The organism is Teichococcus aestuarii (assembly GCF_042651065.1).
Classification (GTDB): Bacteria; Pseudomonadota; Alphaproteobacteria; order Acetobacterales; family Acetobacteraceae; genus Pseudoroseomonas; species Pseudoroseomonas aestuarii.
Genome location: NZ_JBHSCH010000048.1, coordinates 1 through 17879 on the forward strand (window position 1 = coordinate 1; position 17879 = coordinate 17879).

Annotated in this window: 15 protein-coding genes, 1 tRNA gene and 1 pseudogene; 9 read left to right on the forward strand and 8 right to left on the reverse strand. The window is 73.3% G+C overall.

The window, feature by feature from the left end; all coding sequences use genetic code 11:
- Positions 1-192: pseudogene (locus ACFOY6_RS16760) on the reverse strand (uracil-DNA glycosylase); the annotation flags it as partial.
- A 110-nt stretch (positions 193-302) separates the two neighbouring features.
- Between ACFOY6_RS16760 and ACFOY6_RS16765 the strand changes: the two are divergent.
- Positions 303-1910: an electron transfer flavoprotein-ubiquinone oxidoreductase gene (locus ACFOY6_RS16765; RefSeq protein ID WP_181378241.1), complete on the forward strand. Its 1608-nt coding sequence runs from the start codon at positions 303-305 to the stop codon at positions 1908-1910.
- Positions 1911-1955: 45 nt separating this feature from the next.
- Here ACFOY6_RS16765 and ACFOY6_RS16770 read toward each other — a convergent pair whose 3' ends face one another.
- Complete coding sequence (locus tag ACFOY6_RS16770) at positions 1956-2594, reverse strand: Tat pathway signal protein (protein WP_109518476.1); 639 nt, start codon at positions 2592-2594, stop codon at positions 1956-1958.
- 162 nt (positions 2595-2756) lie between these two features.
- Here ACFOY6_RS16770 and ACFOY6_RS16775 point away from each other — a divergent pair, with 162 nt between their 5' ends.
- The 4 genes from ACFOY6_RS16775 to ACFOY6_RS16790 all read left to right on the forward strand — a co-directional run bounded on the left by ACFOY6_RS16775 (position 2757) and on the right by ACFOY6_RS16790 (position 6520).
- Positions 2757-4481 carry a tetratricopeptide repeat protein gene (locus tag ACFOY6_RS16775; protein WP_109518475.1) on the forward strand — a complete coding sequence of 575 codons (1725 nt, stop codon included), beginning with the start codon at positions 2757-2759 and terminating at the stop codon, positions 4479-4481.
- Positions 4478-5398 carry a 4-(cytidine 5'-diphospho)-2-C-methyl-D-erythritol kinase gene (locus ACFOY6_RS16780; RefSeq protein WP_379651717.1) on the forward strand — a complete coding sequence of 307 codons (921 nt, stop codon included), beginning with the start codon at positions 4478-4480 and terminating at the stop codon, positions 5396-5398. The genes ACFOY6_RS16775 and ACFOY6_RS16780 overlap by 4 nt, the downstream gene beginning before the upstream one ends.
- Positions 5389-5463: transfer RNA gene (locus ACFOY6_RS16785), tRNA-Gln, on the forward strand. Before ACFOY6_RS16780 ends, ACFOY6_RS16785 begins: the two co-directional genes overlap by 10 nt.
- 73 nt (positions 5464-5536) lie before the next feature.
- Complete coding sequence (locus ACFOY6_RS16790) at positions 5537-6520, forward strand: glutathione S-transferase family protein (RefSeq protein ID WP_379631284.1); 984 nt, start codon at positions 5537-5539, stop codon at positions 6518-6520.
- 3 nt (positions 6521-6523) lie between these two features.
- On the opposite strand, the gene ACFOY6_RS16795 is transcribed toward ACFOY6_RS16790, so the two are convergent.
- The 6 genes from ACFOY6_RS16795 to ACFOY6_RS16820 form a co-directional block, all read right to left on the reverse strand.
- Entirely contained in the window at positions 6524-7507 is a 984-nt protein-coding gene (locus ACFOY6_RS16795) for a Bug family tripartite tricarboxylate transporter substrate binding protein (RefSeq protein ID WP_379651703.1), read from the reverse strand.
- A 151-nt stretch (positions 7508-7658) separates the two neighbouring features.
- A complete protein-coding gene (locus tag ACFOY6_RS16800) occupies positions 7659-8408 on the reverse strand; it encodes an ABC transporter ATP-binding protein (protein WP_379631278.1) in 750 nt (249 codons plus the stop codon).
- Positions 8405-9253, reverse strand: coding sequence for an ABC transporter ATP-binding protein (locus tag ACFOY6_RS16805; protein WP_379635721.1), 849 nt, complete (start codon positions 9251-9253; stop codon positions 8405-8407). Before ACFOY6_RS16805 ends, ACFOY6_RS16800 begins: the two co-directional genes overlap by 4 nt.
- 5 nt (positions 9254-9258) lie before the next feature.
- The gene (gene nikC, locus ACFOY6_RS16810) at positions 9259-10176 is read right to left on the reverse strand and encodes a nickel transporter permease (RefSeq protein WP_379651704.1); all 918 of its coding nucleotides are present in this window, start codon (positions 10174-10176) and stop codon (positions 9259-9261) included.
- 1 nt (position 10177) lies between these two features.
- Entirely contained in the window at positions 10178-11293 is a 1116-nt protein-coding gene (locus tag ACFOY6_RS16815) for an ABC transporter permease (RefSeq protein WP_379651705.1), read from the reverse strand.
- On the reverse strand, positions 11290-12897 hold the full coding sequence (locus ACFOY6_RS16820) for an ABC transporter substrate-binding protein (protein ID WP_109518471.1): 1608 nt from the start codon (positions 12895-12897) through the stop codon (positions 11290-11292). The genes ACFOY6_RS16815 and ACFOY6_RS16820 overlap by 4 nt, the downstream gene beginning before the upstream one ends.
- A gap of 115 nt (positions 12898-13012) precedes the next feature.
- Here ACFOY6_RS16820 and ACFOY6_RS16825 point away from each other — a divergent pair, with 115 nt between their 5' ends.
- From ACFOY6_RS16825 to ACFOY6_RS16840, 4 genes are all read left to right on the forward strand, one after another.
- A complete protein-coding gene (locus ACFOY6_RS16825; protein WP_109518496.1) occupies positions 13013-13735 on the forward strand; it encodes a phosphoribosyltransferase in 723 nt (240 codons plus the stop codon).
- On the forward strand, positions 13735-14103 hold the full coding sequence (locus ACFOY6_RS16830; RefSeq protein WP_109518470.1) for a DUF423 domain-containing protein: 369 nt from the start codon (positions 13735-13737) through the stop codon (positions 14101-14103). Before ACFOY6_RS16825 ends, ACFOY6_RS16830 begins: the two co-directional genes overlap by 1 nt.
- The gene (locus ACFOY6_RS16835) at positions 14100-15026 is read left to right on the forward strand and encodes an SAM-dependent methyltransferase (RefSeq protein WP_379631274.1); all 927 of its coding nucleotides are present in this window, start codon (positions 14100-14102) and stop codon (positions 15024-15026) included. Before ACFOY6_RS16830 ends, ACFOY6_RS16835 begins: the two co-directional genes overlap by 4 nt.
- Before the next feature lie 179 nt (positions 15027-15205).
- Entirely contained in the window at positions 15206-17773 is a 2568-nt protein-coding gene (locus ACFOY6_RS16840; protein ID WP_379651706.1) for a mechanosensitive ion channel domain-containing protein, read from the forward strand.
- The last annotated feature ends 106 nt before the right edge of the window (positions 17774-17879 follow it).

Below are 17879 nucleotides of genomic sequence, written 5' to 3' on the forward strand. Positions count from 1 at the left end.
CCGTGGCGGCGGCGGGCCCGCGGGCGCCGGGGTGGCCATGCCGTCCGGGGCGGCAGAGGGGCGGGGCGGCGGCGCGGCCAGCCGGTCCAGCGGCGCCTCGGCCAGGGCCTCGTCCGCGCCCCAGTCCAGTTGCAGCCGCAGCGCGGCGAGCAGGGCCTCGGTCTCGGAGAGGTCGCGGGGGGCGGCGTTCATGGCTCCCGCCATATCGGGGCGCGATGGGGTTCCGCGCAACCCGCGATCGGGCTAAGGCGCTGAACGCGGGACGACAAAGGGAGAACGGCAAGGTGTCCGAGCGCGAGAGCATGGAATTCGATGTGCTGATCGTCGGCGCCGGCCCGGCGGGGCTGGCGGCGGCGATCCGGCTGAAGCAGCTCTCGCCGGAGGCGGCGGTCTGCGTGGTGGAGAAGGGCTCGGAGGTCGGCGCCCACATCCTCTCCGGCGCGGTGATCGAGCCGCGCGCGCTCGACGAGCTGCTGCCCGACTGGCGCGACGATCCGCCAGGCCTGGCCACCCCCGCCGGCGAGGACAGCTTCATGTTCCTCACCGAGACGAAGGCCTACAAGCTGCCGACGCCGCCGCAGATGAACAACCACGGCAACTACATCGTCAGCCTGGGCAATGTCTGCCGCTGGCTGGGGGCGAAGGCCGAGGCGCTGGGCGTCGAGATCTACCCGGGCTTCGCCGCCTCCGAGACGATCATCGAGGAGGGCGTGGTGCGCGGCGTCGTCGCCGGCGTCATGGGCATCACGCGCGAGGGCGAGGAAGGGCCGAACTACCAGCCGGGGATGGAGCTGCGCGCCCGCTACACCCTGTTCGGCGAGGGCTGCCGCGGCTCGCTGACCAAGCGCCTGCACGAGACCTTCGGCCTGCGCGAGGGCGTGCAGCCGCAGACCTATGCCCTCGGCATCAAGGAGCTGTGGGAGATCCCGAAGGAGCGGCACACGCCGGGCAAGGTATGGCACTCCGTCGGCTGGCCGCTGAAGAGCGACACCTATGGCGGCGCCTGGCTCTACATGCTGGGCGAGAACCTGGTCTCGATCGGCTTCGTGGTGGGGCTCGACTACCCCAACACCTGGCTCTCCCCCTTCGACGAGATGCAGCGCTTCAAGACCCACCCCGAGGTGCGCAAGATGCTGGAGGGCGGCAAGCGCATCGCCTACGGCGCCCGCGCGCTGAACGAGGGCGGGCTGCAATCCATCCCGAAGCTGGTGTTCCCGGGCGGCGCGCTGATCGGCGACACGGCGGGCTTCCTCAACGTGCCCAAGATCAAGGGCACCCACACCGCGATGAAGACCGGCATGCTGGCCGCCGAGGCCGCCGCCGCCGCCCTGGCCGACGAGGCCGCGCCGCCGGTGCTGGAGAGCTACCCCGAGGCGCTGCGCGCGAGCTGGGTGTGGGAGGAGCTCTCCTCCGTCCGCAACATCCGCCCCGGCTTCGCCAAGTGGGGGCTGTATGGCGGCATGGTCAACGCGGCGCTGGAGACCTACCTGTTCCGCGGCAAGGCGCCCTGGACGCTGCCGCACCACTACGACCACAAGGCGACGAAGCCCGCCGCACAGTCCGAGAAGATCGCCTACCCCAAGCCGGACGGGAAGCTGACCTTCGACCGCCTCTCCTCGGTGTTCCTGTCGAACACCAACCACGAGGAGGACCAGCCGGCGCACCTGAAGCTGAAGGACCCGGCCAAGTGGCGCCCGGTGAACTGGGAGACCTACCGCTCCCCGGAATCGCGCTACTGCCCGGCCGCCGTCTACGAGGCGGTGGGCGCCGAGGAGGGCGAGCCGCGCCTGGTGATCAACGCGCAGAACTGCGTGCACTGCAAGACCTGCGACATCAAGGACCCGGACCAGAACATCGACTGGTGCACGCCGGAAGGCGCCGGCGGGCCGAACTACATCGGCGGCATGTGACGCCGCCGCGCGGGCCGGGGGGCATCTCCCCCGGCCCGTGCCGCCTCAGCGCCAGCCGTAATCGGCGCGCGAGCAGGTCTCGATGCCGCGCCGCTCCTGCGACTGGCCGTTGGCGTAGACCACCTTCATGTCCACCGTGCAGCTGCGGCCGGAGGGCAGCTCCACCCAGTGGTCGCTGCCCGGGTCCAGCGTCTCGTCGCCCAGCCGGTCGCGTCCCCAGTTCCGCTCGGTGCTGAGCGAGACGTAGAGCTCGCGGATGACCGAGCCGGTGCGGTTGACGAAGCTGAAGGAGGGGTCGCCCGCGGCGCGCGAGACGCTGCCGCCCGCGCCGCCGCCGCCGTTGCGCACCGTGGCCCCCGCGCCGCCACCATTGCCGAACACCACGCGCGAGAGGCTGCAGGCGTTGACGTTGCGCCGCTCCTCCTCGCGCCCGCCCTGGTAGCGGACGCGGATGTCGAGCACGCAGTCGCTTGCCTGCGGCGTCACATGCACCTGCTCGCCCGGCGGCAGCACGGACTGGCCGAGGATGTCCGGCCCCCAGTTGCTCAGGCGCGAGGGGGAGACGTAGGCGCTCTCGATGGTCTGGCCGGACTGGTTGACCAGCCAGAAGCGGTTCTGCGCCGCGGCGGGGGAGAGGGTGGCGGCGGCCAGCCACAGGGCCAGCGCGGCCATCAGGGCACGCATGAGGGGGTCCTCCACGGAGTCGTCGATGGGGCGGCGGGCGGCGGGCGGCCGTCCTGCCGTCGCAACGATCCTGCCATGCCGCGGCAGGTTCCGCCATGACTGTCACGCCCAAGCTTTCCGAAGCGTTTCCCGCAAGAGCGAAAAGGTTCTAGGCTGCAGGGCATGGTCATGCTCGTCTCCCCGCGTCGCCTCGCCCTGCTGGCCGCCGCCCTGCTCGCCGGATGCGCGGCAGGCGGGGCGCCCGATGCCGCCGCCCCGCCCGGGGCCGGCGCGCCGCCCCGCATCACCGCCGCCGGAGCCTATCTGGCCGGCCGCTTCGCCGCCGCCGAGACCGACACCGCCAGCGCCGCCGACCAGCTGCTGGAAGCGCTGCGCCTGGCGCCGGAGGAGGAGGAGGTGCTGAACCGCGCCTTCCTCGCCACCGTGCTCGATGGCCGCTCGGAGGCGGTGCGGCTGGCCCGGCGCCTGCCGCGCAGCGAACTGGCCGACATGCTGCTGGTCGGCGCCGACGCCATGGCCGGGCGCTGGGAGCGGGCCGAGACGCGGCTGCGCGCCATGCCGCGCGGCGGCTCGGGGCAGGTGCTGCAGCCGCTGCTGCTGGCCTGGGCCCAGGCCGGGCGCGGCGCCACCGATGCCGCGCTCGCCACGCTGCGGCCGCAGATCGAGGGCAATCGCCTGCGCGGCCTGGCCGCGCTGCACGCCGCCATGATCGCCGACCTCGCCAACCGCCCGCGCGAGGCGGAGCAGCTCGCCCGCATCGCCCTGGCCGAGACGGCGGACCTCAACCTGCGGCTGGTGCAGGTGGTGGCCGGCATCCTGGAGCGCGGCGGCAAGTCCGTGGAGGCGATGCGGCTGGTGGACAGCGTCACCGCCAGCGGCGACGAACTGTCCCTGTACAGCACGCCGGAGGAGCGGCGACGCCTGTTGCGCGGCCGCGCCGTGGCCTCGGCCGTGGAGGGCATGGCGGAGGCGCAGCTGGCGCTGGCCAGCGCGCTCCGCGGCCAGGCGGCGCCGGACCTGACGCTGCTGCTGGCCCGCCTCTCGCTGCGCCTGCGCCCTGACTTCGCCCCCGCCATGCTGCTCGCCGCCGACGCCCTGGCCGAGGAGCGCCACCCGGAGAGCGCGCTGGCCGTGCTGCGCGACGTGCCGCGGGACGACCCGCTGGCGCCGCTGGTGGCGCTGCGCCGCGCCACGCTGCTGGACCGGCTGGACCGGCCGGAGGAGGCGATCGCCACGCTGCGCCGCCTGGCCGAGCAGCGCCCGCAATCGCTGCAGCCGCAGGCGCGGCTGGGCGACCTGCTGCGCGGCCGCGAGCGCTGGGCCGAATCCGCCGAGGCCTACACCGCCGCCCTGGCGCGGGTGCCGCAGCCGGGGCGGGAGCACTGGCCGCTGTTCTACGCGCGCGGCATCGCGCTGGAGCGCGCCGGCCGCTGGGAGCAGGCGGAGGCCGATTTCCAGCGCGCCCTCGCGCTCTCGCCCGAGCAGCCCTACGTGCTGAACTACCTGGGCTACACCTGGGTGGAGCATGGCACGCGGCTGCCCGAGGCGCGCGCCATGCTGGAACGCGCCGCCGAGCTGCGCCCGCAGGACGGCAACATCGCCGACAGCCTGGGCTGGGCGCTCTACAAGCTGGGCGACCTGCCGGCGGCGATCCGCTGGATGGAGAAGGCGGTGGAGCTGGAATCGCGCAACAGCGTCATCAACGACCACCTGGGCGACGTCTACTGGGCCGCCGGCCGGCGGGTGGAGGCGCAGTACCAGTGGCGCCGCGCCCTGACGCTGGAGCCGGAGCCGGGCGACGCGCCGCGCATCGCCGCCAAGCTGCGCGACGGGCTGGACACGGCCGCCACCCCCGCCGCCTCCACCCCCGCCACCACGCCGCGCTGACGGTGCCGGAGACGCCGCTGGCCGAGACCGCCCCGGCCAAGATCAACCTGCACCTGCACGTCACCGGCCGGCGCGCGGATGGCTACCACCTGCTGGACAGCCTCGCCGCCTTCGCCGGCGCGGCCGATGCGCTGCGCTACCACCCCGGCGGCCCGCTCGCCCTGGCGCTGGAGGGGCCGGAGGCCGGCGCCCTGGCGGCCGAGCCGGACAACCTCGTGCTGCGCGCCGCCCGCCTGCTGGCCGAGGCCGCCGGCCGTGCCCCCGAAGGGCGGCTGGTGCTGGAGAAGCACCTGCCCGTGGCCTCCGGCATCGGCGGCGGCTCGGCCGATGCCGCCGCGGCGCTGCGCCTGCTGAACCGCGCCTGGGGGCTGGGCTGGAGCACGGCGCGGCTGGCGCCGCTGGCCGCGCGCCTCGGCGCCGACGTGCCGGTCTGCCTCGACAGCCGCGCGGCGCGGATGGGCGGGGTGGGGGAGTTGCTCTCCGCCGCGCCCGCCCTGCCGGCGGCGGGGCTGGTGCTGGCCAATCCGCGCATCCCGCTCGCCACGCCGGCGGTGTTCAAGGCGCGGCGGGGCGGCTTCTCGGCCGCGGCCGCGCTGCCGGAGTCCTGGCCGGACGCCGCCGGCATGGCGCGCGGCCTGGCCGCCTGCGGCAACGACCTGGAGGCGGCGGCCATCGGCCTCTGCCCGGCGGTGGCCGAGGTGCTGGCGGCGCTGCGCGCGCTGCCCGGCTGCCTGCTGGCGCGGATGAGCGGCTCGGGCGCCACCTGCTTCGGCCTGTTCGCCAGCCCCGCCGGGGCGGCCCGCGCCGCCGGCCACCTGCCGGCTGCCTGGTGGCGGTGGGGAGGGGGCTTTACGGCGGGGGGGCAACCCCTTTATTCAGCAGCCGAGCAGCCTGAGCGTCAGCCTGCTGGGGCGTAGCCAAGCGGTAAGGCAGCGGTTTTTGGTACCGCCATTCCCAGGTTCGAATCCTGGCGCCCCAACCAGCCCCCGTGCCATTCCTGCCATCCGAAAGCCGCTCCCGCGCGTTGCCGTGCCAGGAGCGAAGGGAGAGCACGCATGGGCCTGTTGGTGGATGGCGTCTGGCGCGACCAGTGGTACGACACGAAATCGACCGGCGGCCGCTTCGAGCGCAAGGACAGCGCCTTCCGCAACTGGGTGACGCCGGACGGCGCCCCCGGCCCCTCCGGCGAGGGCGGCTTCCGGGCCGAGGCGGGGCGCTACCACCTCTATGTCTCGCTGGCCTGCCCCTGGGCGCACCGCACCCTGATCCTGCGCGCGCGGAAGAAGCTGGAAGGGATGGTCGGCCTCTCCGTGGTCCACTGGCGGATGCTGGAGGATGGCTGGACCTTCGAGGACGGCCCCGGCGTCATCCCGGACCCGCTGCACGGGGCGCGCTGCCTGCACCAGGTCTACACCGCGGCCGACCCGCGCTACACCGGCCGCGTCACCGTGCCGGTGCTGTGGGACAAGGCGCGCGGCACCATCGTCAGCAACGAATCCGCCGAGATCCTGCGGATGTTCGACCACGCCTTCGACGATGCCGGCGCCGCGCCGGGCGACCATTACCCGAAGGCGCTGCGCGGCGAGATCGACGCCGTCAACGCCTTGGTCTACGACCGCGTCAACAACGGGGTGTACAAGGCCGGCTTCGCCACGACGCAGGAGGCCTATGAGGAGGCGGCGCGCGCCCTGTTCGCGGCGCTCGACGAACTCGACGCCCGCCTCGCCCGCCAGCGCTACCTCTGCGGCGACACCCTGACCGAGGCGGATGTGCGCCTGTTCACCACGCTGGTGCGCTTCGACCTCGTCTACCACGGGCACTTCAAGTGCAACCTGCGGCGGATCGCCGACTATCCGGCGCTGTTCCCCTATCTGCGCGACCTGTTCCAGGCGCCGGGCTTCGGCGAGACCTGCGACTTCCGGCACATGCAGCGGCACTATTACGAGAGCCACCGCAGCATCAACCCGACCGGCATCGTGCCGGTCGGGCCGGCGCAGGACCTCGCCGCGCCGCATGGCCGCGCGGCGCTGGCGGGGTAGGCGCTACTCGATGCGGATGTCAGCCTTGCGCACCAGCGCGCCGTAGCGCTCCGCATCGCGCCGCACCAGGGCCACGGCATCCGCGGCCGAGCCGCCGCCGGGGATGAAGCCGGCCGCCTCCAGCTTGCCGCGGATCTCCGGGTCGGAGAGCGCCTTGTTCATCGCCGCCGACCAGCGCCGCACCACCGGCTCCGGCAGCCCGGCCGGGCCCAGCAGCATGTACCAGACATTGATCTCGAAGCCGGGGAAGCCGCTCTCGGCCACGGTCGGCACCTCGGGCAGGGCGGCCACGCGCTGCGGCAGGGTGGTGGCCAGCGCCCGCGTCGTGCCGCTGCGGATATGCGGCAGGTGCGTCGGCATGGTGTCGATGGCGAGGTCCAGCGTGCCGGCGATCAGGTCGTTCACCACCTGCCCGGTGCCGCGGTAGGGCACATGGGTCATCTGGATGCCGGCCGTCTGGCACAGCATCTCCGCCGCCAGGTGCTGCTGCGTGGCGACGCCGGAGGAGGCGTAGTTCAGCTTGCCCGGATTGGCGCGGGCGAACTCGATCAGCCCCTTCATGTCCTTGTAGGGCGCGTTGGCGGGCACCACCACCACCAGCGGCACGGTGCCGGCCAGGGCGATGGGGGTGAAGTCGCGGTCCTGGTCGTAGGGCGGGGTGCGCATCAGCGGCCCGACGACGGACTGGGTGGAGACGGTGCCCATCAGCAGGGTGTAGCCATCCGGCCGGGCGCGGGAGGCGGCGGCGGCGGCCACGGTGCCGCTGGCGCCGGGGCGGTTCTCGATGGTGACGGGCTGGCCCAGCTCGGCGTGCAGCGAGGGGCCGAGCAGGCGGGCGATGATGTCCGTGCCGCCGCCGGGGGCGAAGCCCACCAGCATGGTCATGGCCCGGCTCGGGTAGTTGTCCTGGGCGCGGGCCGGCCGGATCAGGGCCGAAGGGGCGAGGGCGGTGGCGGCGCCCAGCAGGGCGCGGCGTGGCAGCAGCATGGATCGTATTCCCCTGGTTCGGCGTCTGGTGCGCCGAATCGTCGACAGTTCGCAGTCTGCCGCCATGCCGGGGAGAGGGCCACCCTGAATATGCGCGCAGGGACGGTGCGTGGGGGGCAGGTCCGGGAGGGGCGGCGCCCCTCCCGCCTGGTCAGCCTTCCAGCTCGTGGGAGAGGGCGATGAGGTCGCGCGTGTGCGGGTGCTGCGCCTCGCCCGCCCGCAGCTGCGCCTCGGTCAGCTCCTCGACGATGCGGCCATGCTGCATCACCGCCAGCCGCCCGCAGAGATGGCCGATGACCGCCAGGTTGTGCGAGACGAGGATGCAGGTGAGCTGCCGCGCCACCCGCAAATCGGCCAGCAGGTTCAGCACCTCCGCCTGCACCGAGACGTCGAGCGCGCTGGTCGGCTCGTCGAGCAGCAGCACCGAGGGGTCGGCGATCAGCGCGCGGGCGATGGCGACGCGCTGGCGCTGCCCGCCCGAGAGCTGGTGCGGGTAGCGGAAGCGCGCCGCGCGGGGCAGCGCCACCTCCTCCAGCGCGCGGGCGATGCGCGCCTCGGCGCCCTCGATGCCATGCACCTCCAGCGGCTCGGCCAGGATGCGGTCCACCGTCTGGCGTGGGTGCAGCGAGCCGTAGGGGTCCTGGAACACCATCTGCACGCGGCGGAAGAAGGCGCGGTCCCGCCGCGGCCCGAGCTGCTGCCCGGCCACGCGCAGCGTGCCGTCCCACCCCGTGACCAGCCCGGCGATGGTGCGCAGCACGGTGGACTTGCCGGAGCCGCTCTCCCCCACCAGCCCGTAGGTCTCGCCCGGCGCCACCCGGAAGGCGATGTCGCGCACCACGTGGTTGCTGCCGAAATGCACGTCGAGGCCGGCCGCCTCGATCATGGGGGTTCCGCTCATGCGCGCTTCTCCAGCCAGGCGGCGTCGCGCGTCAGCACCGGCAGGCGGTCGCGCTTCTGGCTCAGGCTCGGCATGCAGTCCAGCAGGCCGCGCGTGTAGGCGTGCTGCGCGCGGTGCAGGTCGCGCGCCGGCAGCTCCTCCATCACCTGGCCGGCATACATCACCACCACCCGGTCGCAGAAGCGGCCGACCAGCGGCAGGTCGTGGCTGATCAGCATCAGCCCCATGCCGCGCGCCGAGACGAGATCCTCGATCAGCTTGAGGATCTCGGCCTGCACGGAGGCGTCGAGCGCGCTGGTCGGCTCGTCGGCGATCAGCAGGTCCGGGTTGGGGGCGAGCATCATGGCGATCATCACCCGCTGGCCCATGCCGCCCGAGACCTCGTGCGGGTAGCTGTCCAGCACCCGGCCGGGGTCGCGGATCTTCACCTGTTCCAGCAGGGTCAGCGCCGCGTCGCGGGCCTCGCGCTTGCCGCCCTTGTTGTGCGCGCGCCAGGCCTCGGCGATCTGCGCGCCCACCGTCATCACCGGGTTCAGCGAGTATTTCGGGTCCTGCATGATCAGCCCGATGCGGCCGCCGCGTAAGGAGCGCATCTGCCGCTCGCTTGCGGCGAGGATGTCGGTGCCGTCGAAGCGCAGCGCGCCGGCCCGCACACGGGCGGCCTCCGGCAGCAGCCGCATCAGCGCCCGCCCCGTGACCGACTTGCCCGAGCCGCTCTCGCCGACGATGCCGAGCTTCTCGCGCCCCATGCTGAAGGAAATGCCGCGCACCGCCGGCGTGAAGCCCTGCGGGTTGGGGAAATCCACACGCAGGTCGCGGATCTCGACGAGGTTGCCGTTGTTCATGCCGCTCACCGCTGCTTCGGGTCCAGCACGTCGCGCAGCCCGTCGCCCAGGAGGTTGAAGGCGAGGGAGGCGGTGAAGATGGCGAGCCCCGGGATCACCGGCACCCACCACTGCTCCAGGATGAAGCGCCGGGCGGTGGCGATCATCGTGCCCCATTCGGGGATCGGCGGCTGCGCGCCGAGGCCCAGGAAGCCGAGCCCCGCGGCGGTGAGGATGATCGACGACATGTCGAGCGTCACGCGCACGGTGAGCGAGGGCAGGCACATCGGCGCCACGTGCTTCCAGATGATGCGCCAGGGCGAGGCGCCGGTCATCTGCACGGCGGCGATGTAGTCGGTGTTGCGGATGGTCAGCGTCTCGGCGCGCGCCAGCCGCGCATAGGGCGGCCAGGCGGTGAGCGCGATAGCGATAACGGCGCTCTCCACCCCCGGCCGCATGGCGGCGACGAAGGCCAGCGCCAGGATCAGGCGCGGGAAGGCGAGGAACACGTCCGTCACCCGCATCAGCACCTTGTCCAGCAGCCCGCCCGCATAGCCGGCGACGCAGCCCACCACGAGGCCGAGCGGCGCCACCAGGATGACGACGGCCACCACCATGCCGAGCGTGACGCGCCCGCCATAGAGCAGCCGAGACCAGGTGTCGCGCCCCAGCTCGTCCGTGCCCAGCCAGTGTTCGGCGGAGGGCGGCTGCAGGCGGTTGGCCAGGCTCTGCGCGCCGGGGTCGTGGGTGGCGAGCAGGGGGGCGGCGATGGCCAGCACCAGCATGGCCAGCACCACGGCGAGGCCGGCCACCGCCAGCGGGTTGCGGCGGAAGGCGAGCCAGAGCTGGTAGCGCCGCCCCCAGCGCGCCTGGGCGCGGGAGGAGGGCGTGTCGGAGAGCAGCCAGTCGCGCCGGCTGCCGGCGGGTTGTGTGGTTCCGCTCATCTCAGCGCACCCTCGGGTCCAGCAGGCGGTAGAGCAGGTCGGCCAGCAGGTTCAGCGCCACATAGATCAGGCCGACCACCAGCGTGGCGCCGAGCACTGCGTTCATGTCGGCGTTCAGCAGCGAGACGGTGAGGTATTGCCCGAGGCCGGGCCAGGCGAAGATCGTCTCGGTGAGCACCGCGCCTTCCAGCAGCCCGGCATAGGTCATGGCCAGCACGGTGACGAGCGGCACGGCGATGTTGCGGAAGGCATGGCCCCAGACGATGCGCCCGCGCGACAGCCCCTTGGCGCGCGCGGTGGTGACGTACTCGCTCTTCAGCTCGGCCAGCATGAAGGCGCGCGTCATCCGCGCGATGTAGGCGAGGCTGAAGAAGGCCAGCACCCCGGCGGGCTGCGCCAGGTGCCACAGCGCGTCCCGGAAGGCGGGGATGTCGCCGGCCAGCAGCGTGTCGAGCGTCAGGATGCCGGTGCGCTCGTCGATCATGCCCTCGAAATAGATGCCCTGCCGGCCGGGGCCGGGGGCGATCTCCAGCGTGGCGTAGAACAGCAGCAGCGAGAGCAGCCCCAGCACGAAAACGGGGAGCGAGTGGCCGGCCAGGCAGAACAGCCGCACCCCCTGGTCGATCCAGCTTCCCTGCCGCGTGGCGGCCCAGACGCCGAGCGGCACGCCGACCAGCACGGCGACGATGATGGCGACGGTCGCCAGCTCCAGCGTGGCGGGGAAGAAGCGGGCGATGTCCTGCGTGACCGGGTTCGAGGTCATCACCGAGCGGCCGAGGTCGCCGCTGACGATCTGCCCGAGATACTTCCAGAACTGGATGTAGAGCGGCTGGTCCAGCCCCAGCTCCAGCCGGGTGCGCTCCACCACCTCCATCGGCGCGCGGTCGCCGACGATGGCGAGCACCGGGTCGATCGGCACCACGCGGCCGATCAGGAAGGTGACGAGGGCGAGGCCGAAGAGCGTGATGGGCACGCTGACCGCGGTGGCCGAGAGCGCCTGCAGCCGCAGCCGCGCGGCCGAGGGGCGGATGCGCGCGGCGGCCGGCGGTCCGGCCGGCGCGGCAGGCGATGCGCCGGGCGGCGTGGAAGCCGCCCGGGTGGTGTCGTGTCGCGTCATGCCTTGGTGATGTTGGTGTAGGAGTGCCGGTCGTTCATCGGGCCCATGTCGAAGCCCTTCACGCCGGCGCGTGAGACCGAGATCTCGATGTCCTGCAGCATGATGACGAAGGGCGACTGCTGCTGGTGGTCGCGCTGCAGCGCCTCGTAGAGCGCGGTGCGCTTGGCGGCGTCCGTCTCCTTCAGCGCCGCCACGGTGCGGGCGGACAGCTCGGGGATCAGCCAGCTCGCGCGCCAGGCCAGCGTCCGGTTGCGCGCATCGTCGCTGTTGTCGGTGTTGATGCTGAAGGCTTCGGCGTTGCTGTGCGGGTCGAAATAGTCGGAGCCCCAGCGGACCATGGCGATGTCGTGCGTACGGGCGCGGGTCTTGGTGATGACGGCGCGCTGCTCGCCCGGCAGCATCCGCAGCCGGATGCCGATCTCGGCCAGGTTGGCCTGCACCGCCTGGGCGATGTCGGAGAAGGGCGCGGCGGAGGAATAGTCGAAGCCCAGCTCGAAGCCCTCGGCCAGCCCGGCCTTGGCCAGCAGCGCCTTGGCCTCGGCCACGTTGCGCTTGAAGGGGTGCTCGGTCAGCGCGCCGGGCAGGCCGGCCGGCAGGAAGGACTGGTGCACCGCGTAGGTGGTGGGCACGATGGCCTTCTGGATGCCCTCGTAGTCCAGCGCCAGCTTGATGGCCTGCCGCACCTCGGGCTTGGCCAGGTTGGCGTTCTTCTGGTTGAGGCTGAGATACATCACGCTCGCCTTGCGGGCGGACTGCACGGTGTAGCGCGAATCCCCCTCGAGCTGGCGGATCTGGTCGGCGCCGAGGTTGCGGGCGATGTCGTAGTCGCCCTTGGTCAGGCCGAGCAGCTGCGCCGAGGGGTCGGCGATGTGGCGCATGATGATGCGCTTGATCTGCGGGGCCACGTTGCTGTGCGGGTTGGCCTCCAGCACCACGCTCTCGCTGGCGCGCCACTGGCGCACGGCGTAGCTGCCGGAGCCGGCGCTGTTCTGCTTCAGCCAGCCATTGCCCCAGTCATCGCCCTGGGCCTTGGCCATGACGGCGGCCTTCTCCACCACCGAGCCGACGGCGGCCGAGAGGCAGTAGAGCAGGAAGGAGGGGGCGGTGGATTCGGCCGTCTGCAGCACCAGGGTGCGCGGGCCGGTGGCGCGGATGCGCTCGCCCACATTGTCCTTGTTGAAGCCGAACTGGTTGATGATGAAGGCGGGGGACTTGTTCATCACCACGGCGCGGGTGAGCGAGAAGGCCACGTCCTCCGCCGTCACCGGCTTGCCGGAGGCGAATTTCGGGCCGTCCTTCAGGGTGAAGGTGAAGGTCTTGCTGTCGCCCGAGACCTCCCACTTCTCCGCCAGCTCGCCCTCGATCTGCGAGGGGTTGGAATTCGGCGTCGTCACCAGCTTCTGGTAGACGTTCCCGGCCAGCTCCGAGGCCGTGTACTCGAAGGCCTCGTGCGGATCGAGCGAGATGATGTCGTCGATCTGCTTGGCGAAGACGAGCACGCCGGGCGGCGTCTGCGCCGCGGCGGGGCTGCCCGCGAAGGGAAGGGCGGCGGGCGCCATGGCGGCGGCGCCCGAGGCGAGCAGCAAGGAACGGCGTGACAGCATGGTGAAGGACCTCCTGCGATGGACGCCTTCTAGCGCGGCGCGGGGGGGCGGCGCCATGCACAGCGTGCGTGAGGGTGCTGGCGCGGCGCGGCGCGGCGTGGCATCGGGGCCGGTCATGGAATTCTGGCAAGAGCTGATCCCGGCGCCCCGCCCGGCCGCCGCCCATGCGGAGCACTACCCGGCGCCGATGCCGGACGGCCGGGCGCTGGTGCTGCCGCTGCGCGACTATGGCGCCATCGCCGTCACCGGGCTGATCGGCAACCAGGCGGGCTTCGCCGTGCAGCGCGCGCTCTGCGGCTGGATGGCCGAGGCCGCCCGCCCCTTCGGCGCCGAGGTGGTGGTGGGGCTGCCGACGCTGGGCCATGTGTTCGGCGGCCCGGTGGCCGAGGCGCTGGGCCACCCCAACTGGGTGGCGCCCGGCTATTCCCGCAAGAAGTGGTACGACCCGGCGCTCTCCGTGCCGACCTCCTCCTCCACCGCGCCGGATGCGCGGCGGATGTGGCTGGACCCGCGCCTGCTGCCGCGCCTCGCCGGCCGCCGCGTGCTGCTGGTGGACGATGTCATCAGCACCGGCAGCTCGGCGCTGGCCGGCCTCGCCTTGCTGCGGCTGGCGGGGGTGGAGCCGGTGGCGCTGTGCGTCGCCCTGGCGCAGGGCGACCGCTGGGTGCCGGACTGGCCGGCGGCGCTGCCGGTGGCCGCCGCCTTCGCCACCCCGCTGTTCCGCCGCGCGCCGCAGGGCTGGGTGCCGGACTGGTCCACCCTGCCGCGCGGCCTGGCCCTGCCATCCGGCGCCGGCCGGGCTATACCCCGCCCCCCGATCTCCGAGGAGCCCTGCTGATGCCCCGCCTCTGGCTCGTCCTTGGCGCCCTGTCCGGCCTGCTGGCGGTGGCGCTCTCCGCCTGGGCCGCGCACGGGCTGGTGCTGGACGAGGCGGATCACCGCCGCGTGCAGAGCGCGCTCACCATGCAGGGCTGGCACGCCCTGGCGCTGCTGGCCGTGGGCCTGCTGGCCGAGCGCCGGCCCGGCGCCCGGCTGGCGCACCTGGCAGGCGGCTGCTTCGCGCTGGGTTCGCTCGGCTTCTGCGGCGCCGTCTGGTGGCTGGTGCTGCGCGGCGAGTCGCTCGGCGTCGCGCCGCAGGGCGGCACGCTGCTGATGCTGGGCTGGCTGCTGCTGGCGCTGGCCGCGCTGCGGAGGCCCGCGGCATGAGCATTCAGAGCGCCTATCTCGCCGCCGAAGGCTTCGAGCCGGAACTGGAGGAGGAGCTGCGCCGCGCCGGCGTCGCCATCGACCGCTGGCACGGCCCGCTGGCGCTCTCCGGGGCGCCGCCCGTGGGTGCCGCCTGGGCGCTCGACGTCTGGACCGACCCGCGCGAGATCGAGATCCCCTCCATCAAGGGAGGTGCCGCGGCGCTGCGCGCCATCCAGCGCAACTGGTCGCTGCTGCCGGTGCTGCACCACCGCCGCGCGGCGCTGATCGAGGCGGCGCTGCCGCCGGTGAAGGGGCGCGCGCTGCGCTTCCCCGAGCCCGCGCCCACCGGCCATCTCGGCGCCTGGACGCTGCTCTCGCCGGAGCGGATGCTGGCCAGCCCGACCAAGACCAGCCCCTTCCTCGGCGGCGCCGTGCGCTTCGAGGAGGACCGCGCGGGGCCACCCTCCCGCGCCTACCTCAAGCTGTGGGAGGCACTGACGCGCATCGGCCGCTGGCCCGGCCCGGACGAGACCAGCCTCGACCTCGGCGCCGCGCCGGGCGGCTGGAGCTGGGCGCTGGCGCAACTCGGCGGGCCGGTCATCGCGGTGGACAAGGCGCAGATGGACCCGGCGGTGGCGGCGCTGCCCAATGTGACGATCCGCACCGAGAGCGCCTTCGGCCTGGAGCCGGAGAAGCACCCGCCGGTGGACTGGCTGTTCAGCGACATCATCTGCTACCCCGCCCGGCTGCTGCAGCTGGTGCGGCGCTGGATGGCGGCCGGGGCGGCGCGGCACTTCGTCTGCACCCTGAAGTTCCAGGGCGGGACGGACCACGACACGGCGGCCGAGTTCGCCGCCATCCCCGGCGCGCAGCTCTTCCACGGCGCCCACAACAAGCACGAGCTGATGTTCTGCCTGCTCGACCAGACGATCCGGGAATGAGTCCGCGCCAGCCGCCAAAGTCCTGGAATCGCGGCGAAGGGGCCCCATGCGTGGGCGTTGCGGTCAACCGCAGGCAAGGCACCTCATGAGGCTCTGATCGGCCTGCGGGTGGACTTGGCGGACCCGGTTCCTAGGATGGCGGTCCCTTTCCCGCCTCCGACCGGAGATATCCCCGCCCGATGCGATTGTTCCTCCTCGTCCTGCTTGGCCTTTGGCTGGGCCTCGGCCCGCTCCGCGCCCAGACGGCAAGCCCACCCCCCGCCGGCACGGCGGCGGAGCTTTCGCCCGAGGCGCTGGCCAGGCTGCTGGAGGACGACGCCAGCCGCGCCGCGCTGATCGCCCGGCTGCGCGCGGCCGGCGCCACGACGGGCAGCGCCACGCCGGAGATGCCCGCCCTGCTCGCCCCGGAGCCGGAGCCCACCTTCGCCCGCCAGCTCGCCGAATACTCGCGCGACGTCGCGGAGCAGGCGGCCGGGCTGGTGCAGCACACCGTCTCCCTGGCGCGCGGCTTCAGGCAGCTGGTCGGGGAGCTGGCGGAGGCGGACCGCGCGGTGCTGTGGAGCGGCGCCGCCACCCTGCTGCTGTTGGTGGCGGTGGTGCTGGGCGGCTTCTACGCGCTGCGGCTGCTGGCGGCGCCGCTGCTGGCCGGCATCGCCCGCCGCGCCGCCGGGCGCAGCCCGCTGGTGCGCGCCGCCATCCTGCTCAGCGCCCTGCTGGTGGAGGCGATGACGGTGCTGCTGGCCTGGGGCGCCGGCTACCTCTTCGCGCTGAACTACGGCACCACCGGCGTCATCGCCGTGCAGCAGACGCTGCTGCTCAACGCCTTCCTGGTGGTCGAGGGCGGCAAGGCGCTGGTGCGCGCGGCGCTGATGCCGCGCTACCCGGCGCTGCGCCTGCTGCCGCTGGGCGACGAGGGCGCCCGCGCCTGGTCCTTCTGGCTCAGCCGCGCCGCCTCGCTGATCGGCTACACCTTCATGCTGCTGGCGCCGCTGCTGAACAGCAACGCCTCGGTTGCCGCCGCGCAGTCGCTGCGGCTGGTGGTGATGCTGGCGGCGCTGCTGATGGGCATCTTCGCCGTGCTGCGGCACCGCCGCGCCGGGCAGCGCTGGATCGCGCAGCGGCAGGATGTGCGGGGGCTGCGCGCCTTCGGCCGCGGCTGGACGGCGCTCGGCCATGCCTGGCACGTGCTGGCCATCCTCTACCTGCTGGCGCTGTTCCTGGCCTGGGTCGCCAATCCGCGCCATGCGCTGGGCTTCATGCTCTCCGCCACCTGGCAGTCGGTGGCGGCGGTGGTGGCGGGCGCGGTGGTGCTGCACCTGACGCGCCGCCTCTTCGCTGGCGGCGTGCATGTGCCGGAGACGGTGCAGGAGCGCCTGCCGCTGCTGCAGCGCCGGCTGAACACCTTCATCCCCGCCATCCTGCGGGTGGTGCGCGGCCTCGTCGGCGTGGCCATCCTGCTGGCGGTGGCGCAGGCCTGGGGCGTGCTGGACGTGCTGGGCTGGCTCTCCACCGAGGCTGGCCGCCGCTTCGTCGCCGCCCTCGTCTCCGCCTCGCTGATCGTGCTGGTGGGCATGGCGGTCTATGTCGCGCTCTCCTCCTGGGTGGAGTACCGGCTCAACCCCAACTACGGCACGGTGCCGACCCCGCGGGAGCGCACCCTGCTGTCGCTGTTCCGCAACGCCGCCACGGTGGCGCTGGTCATCCTGGTGGCGATGCTGGCGCTGAGCGAGCTGGGGGTGAACATCGGCCCACTGCTGGCGGGTGCCGGCGTCATCGGCCTGGCCATCGGCTTCGGCGCGCAGAAGCTGGTTCAGGACATCATCACCGGCGCCTTCATCCAGTTCGAGAACGCCATGAACGAGGGCGACGTGGTGGCCGCCGGCGGCGTCTCGGGCGTGGTGGAGAAGCTGACCATCCGCTCCCTCTCGATCCGCGACCTGAACGGCACGCTGCACCTCGTGCCCTTCTCCTCGGTCGACACCGTCTCCAACATGATGAAGGACTTCGCCTTCCACGTGGCCGAGATCGGCGTCGCCTACCGCGAGAGCATCCCGGAGGTGAAGGCGGCCATGCAGGAGGCCTTCGAGCGGCTGCAGAAGACCGAGCACGGCCCCTCCATCATCGGCCCGCTGGACATGCAGGGCGTCACCGCCTTCGCCGATTCGGCGGTGATGGTGCGCGCCCGCATCAAGACCGTCGCCGGCAAGCACTGGGGCGCGGGCCGTGCCTACAACGAGATCCTGAAGGAGGTGTTCGACGCGCGGGGCATCGAGATCCCCTTCCCGCACATCACCCTCTACATGGGCGAGGACAAGCAGGGGAACGCGCCGCCGCTGCACCTGGCGCGGCAGCCCGCCCGCCCGGCGCCGGCCGCGCCGGTGCCCGCGCCCAGGGTGATCGAGGCCAGGGTGACGGAGGCCAAGGCGACGGGGGGGCGGGCCGAGCCGCCCGCCTCCGGCCCGCCGGCGCCTGCCACGGCCCCCGCCGCCCCGGCGTCCTCGGCTCCGGTGTCCTCGGCCCCGGCGTCTTCAGCTCCGGCGTCTTCAGCTGCGGCGCCCTCCGCTCCCGGGCCTGCCGCTGCTCCTGCGGACGGAGACCCGCCCGACACCCCGCCGGCCGCCGCCCCACGCCCCGGCCCATCCCCGTCCGGCCCGGCCTCCTCCGGCCCGGAGCCCGCCGCGGTGGCCGGCAGACCCACCTGGCTGCGCCGCGCCATGGCCTGGCGGGCCAGGATCCGGCGTGACTGAGGGCAGGACCACCCCGGCCCGGTAGCCGCCGGGCGGTGGCACCCGGAGAGGTGTGGCGAAAGCGCCACGCGGACCGGCCAAGGCTCTCCTGCCGGCAACCCCGCCT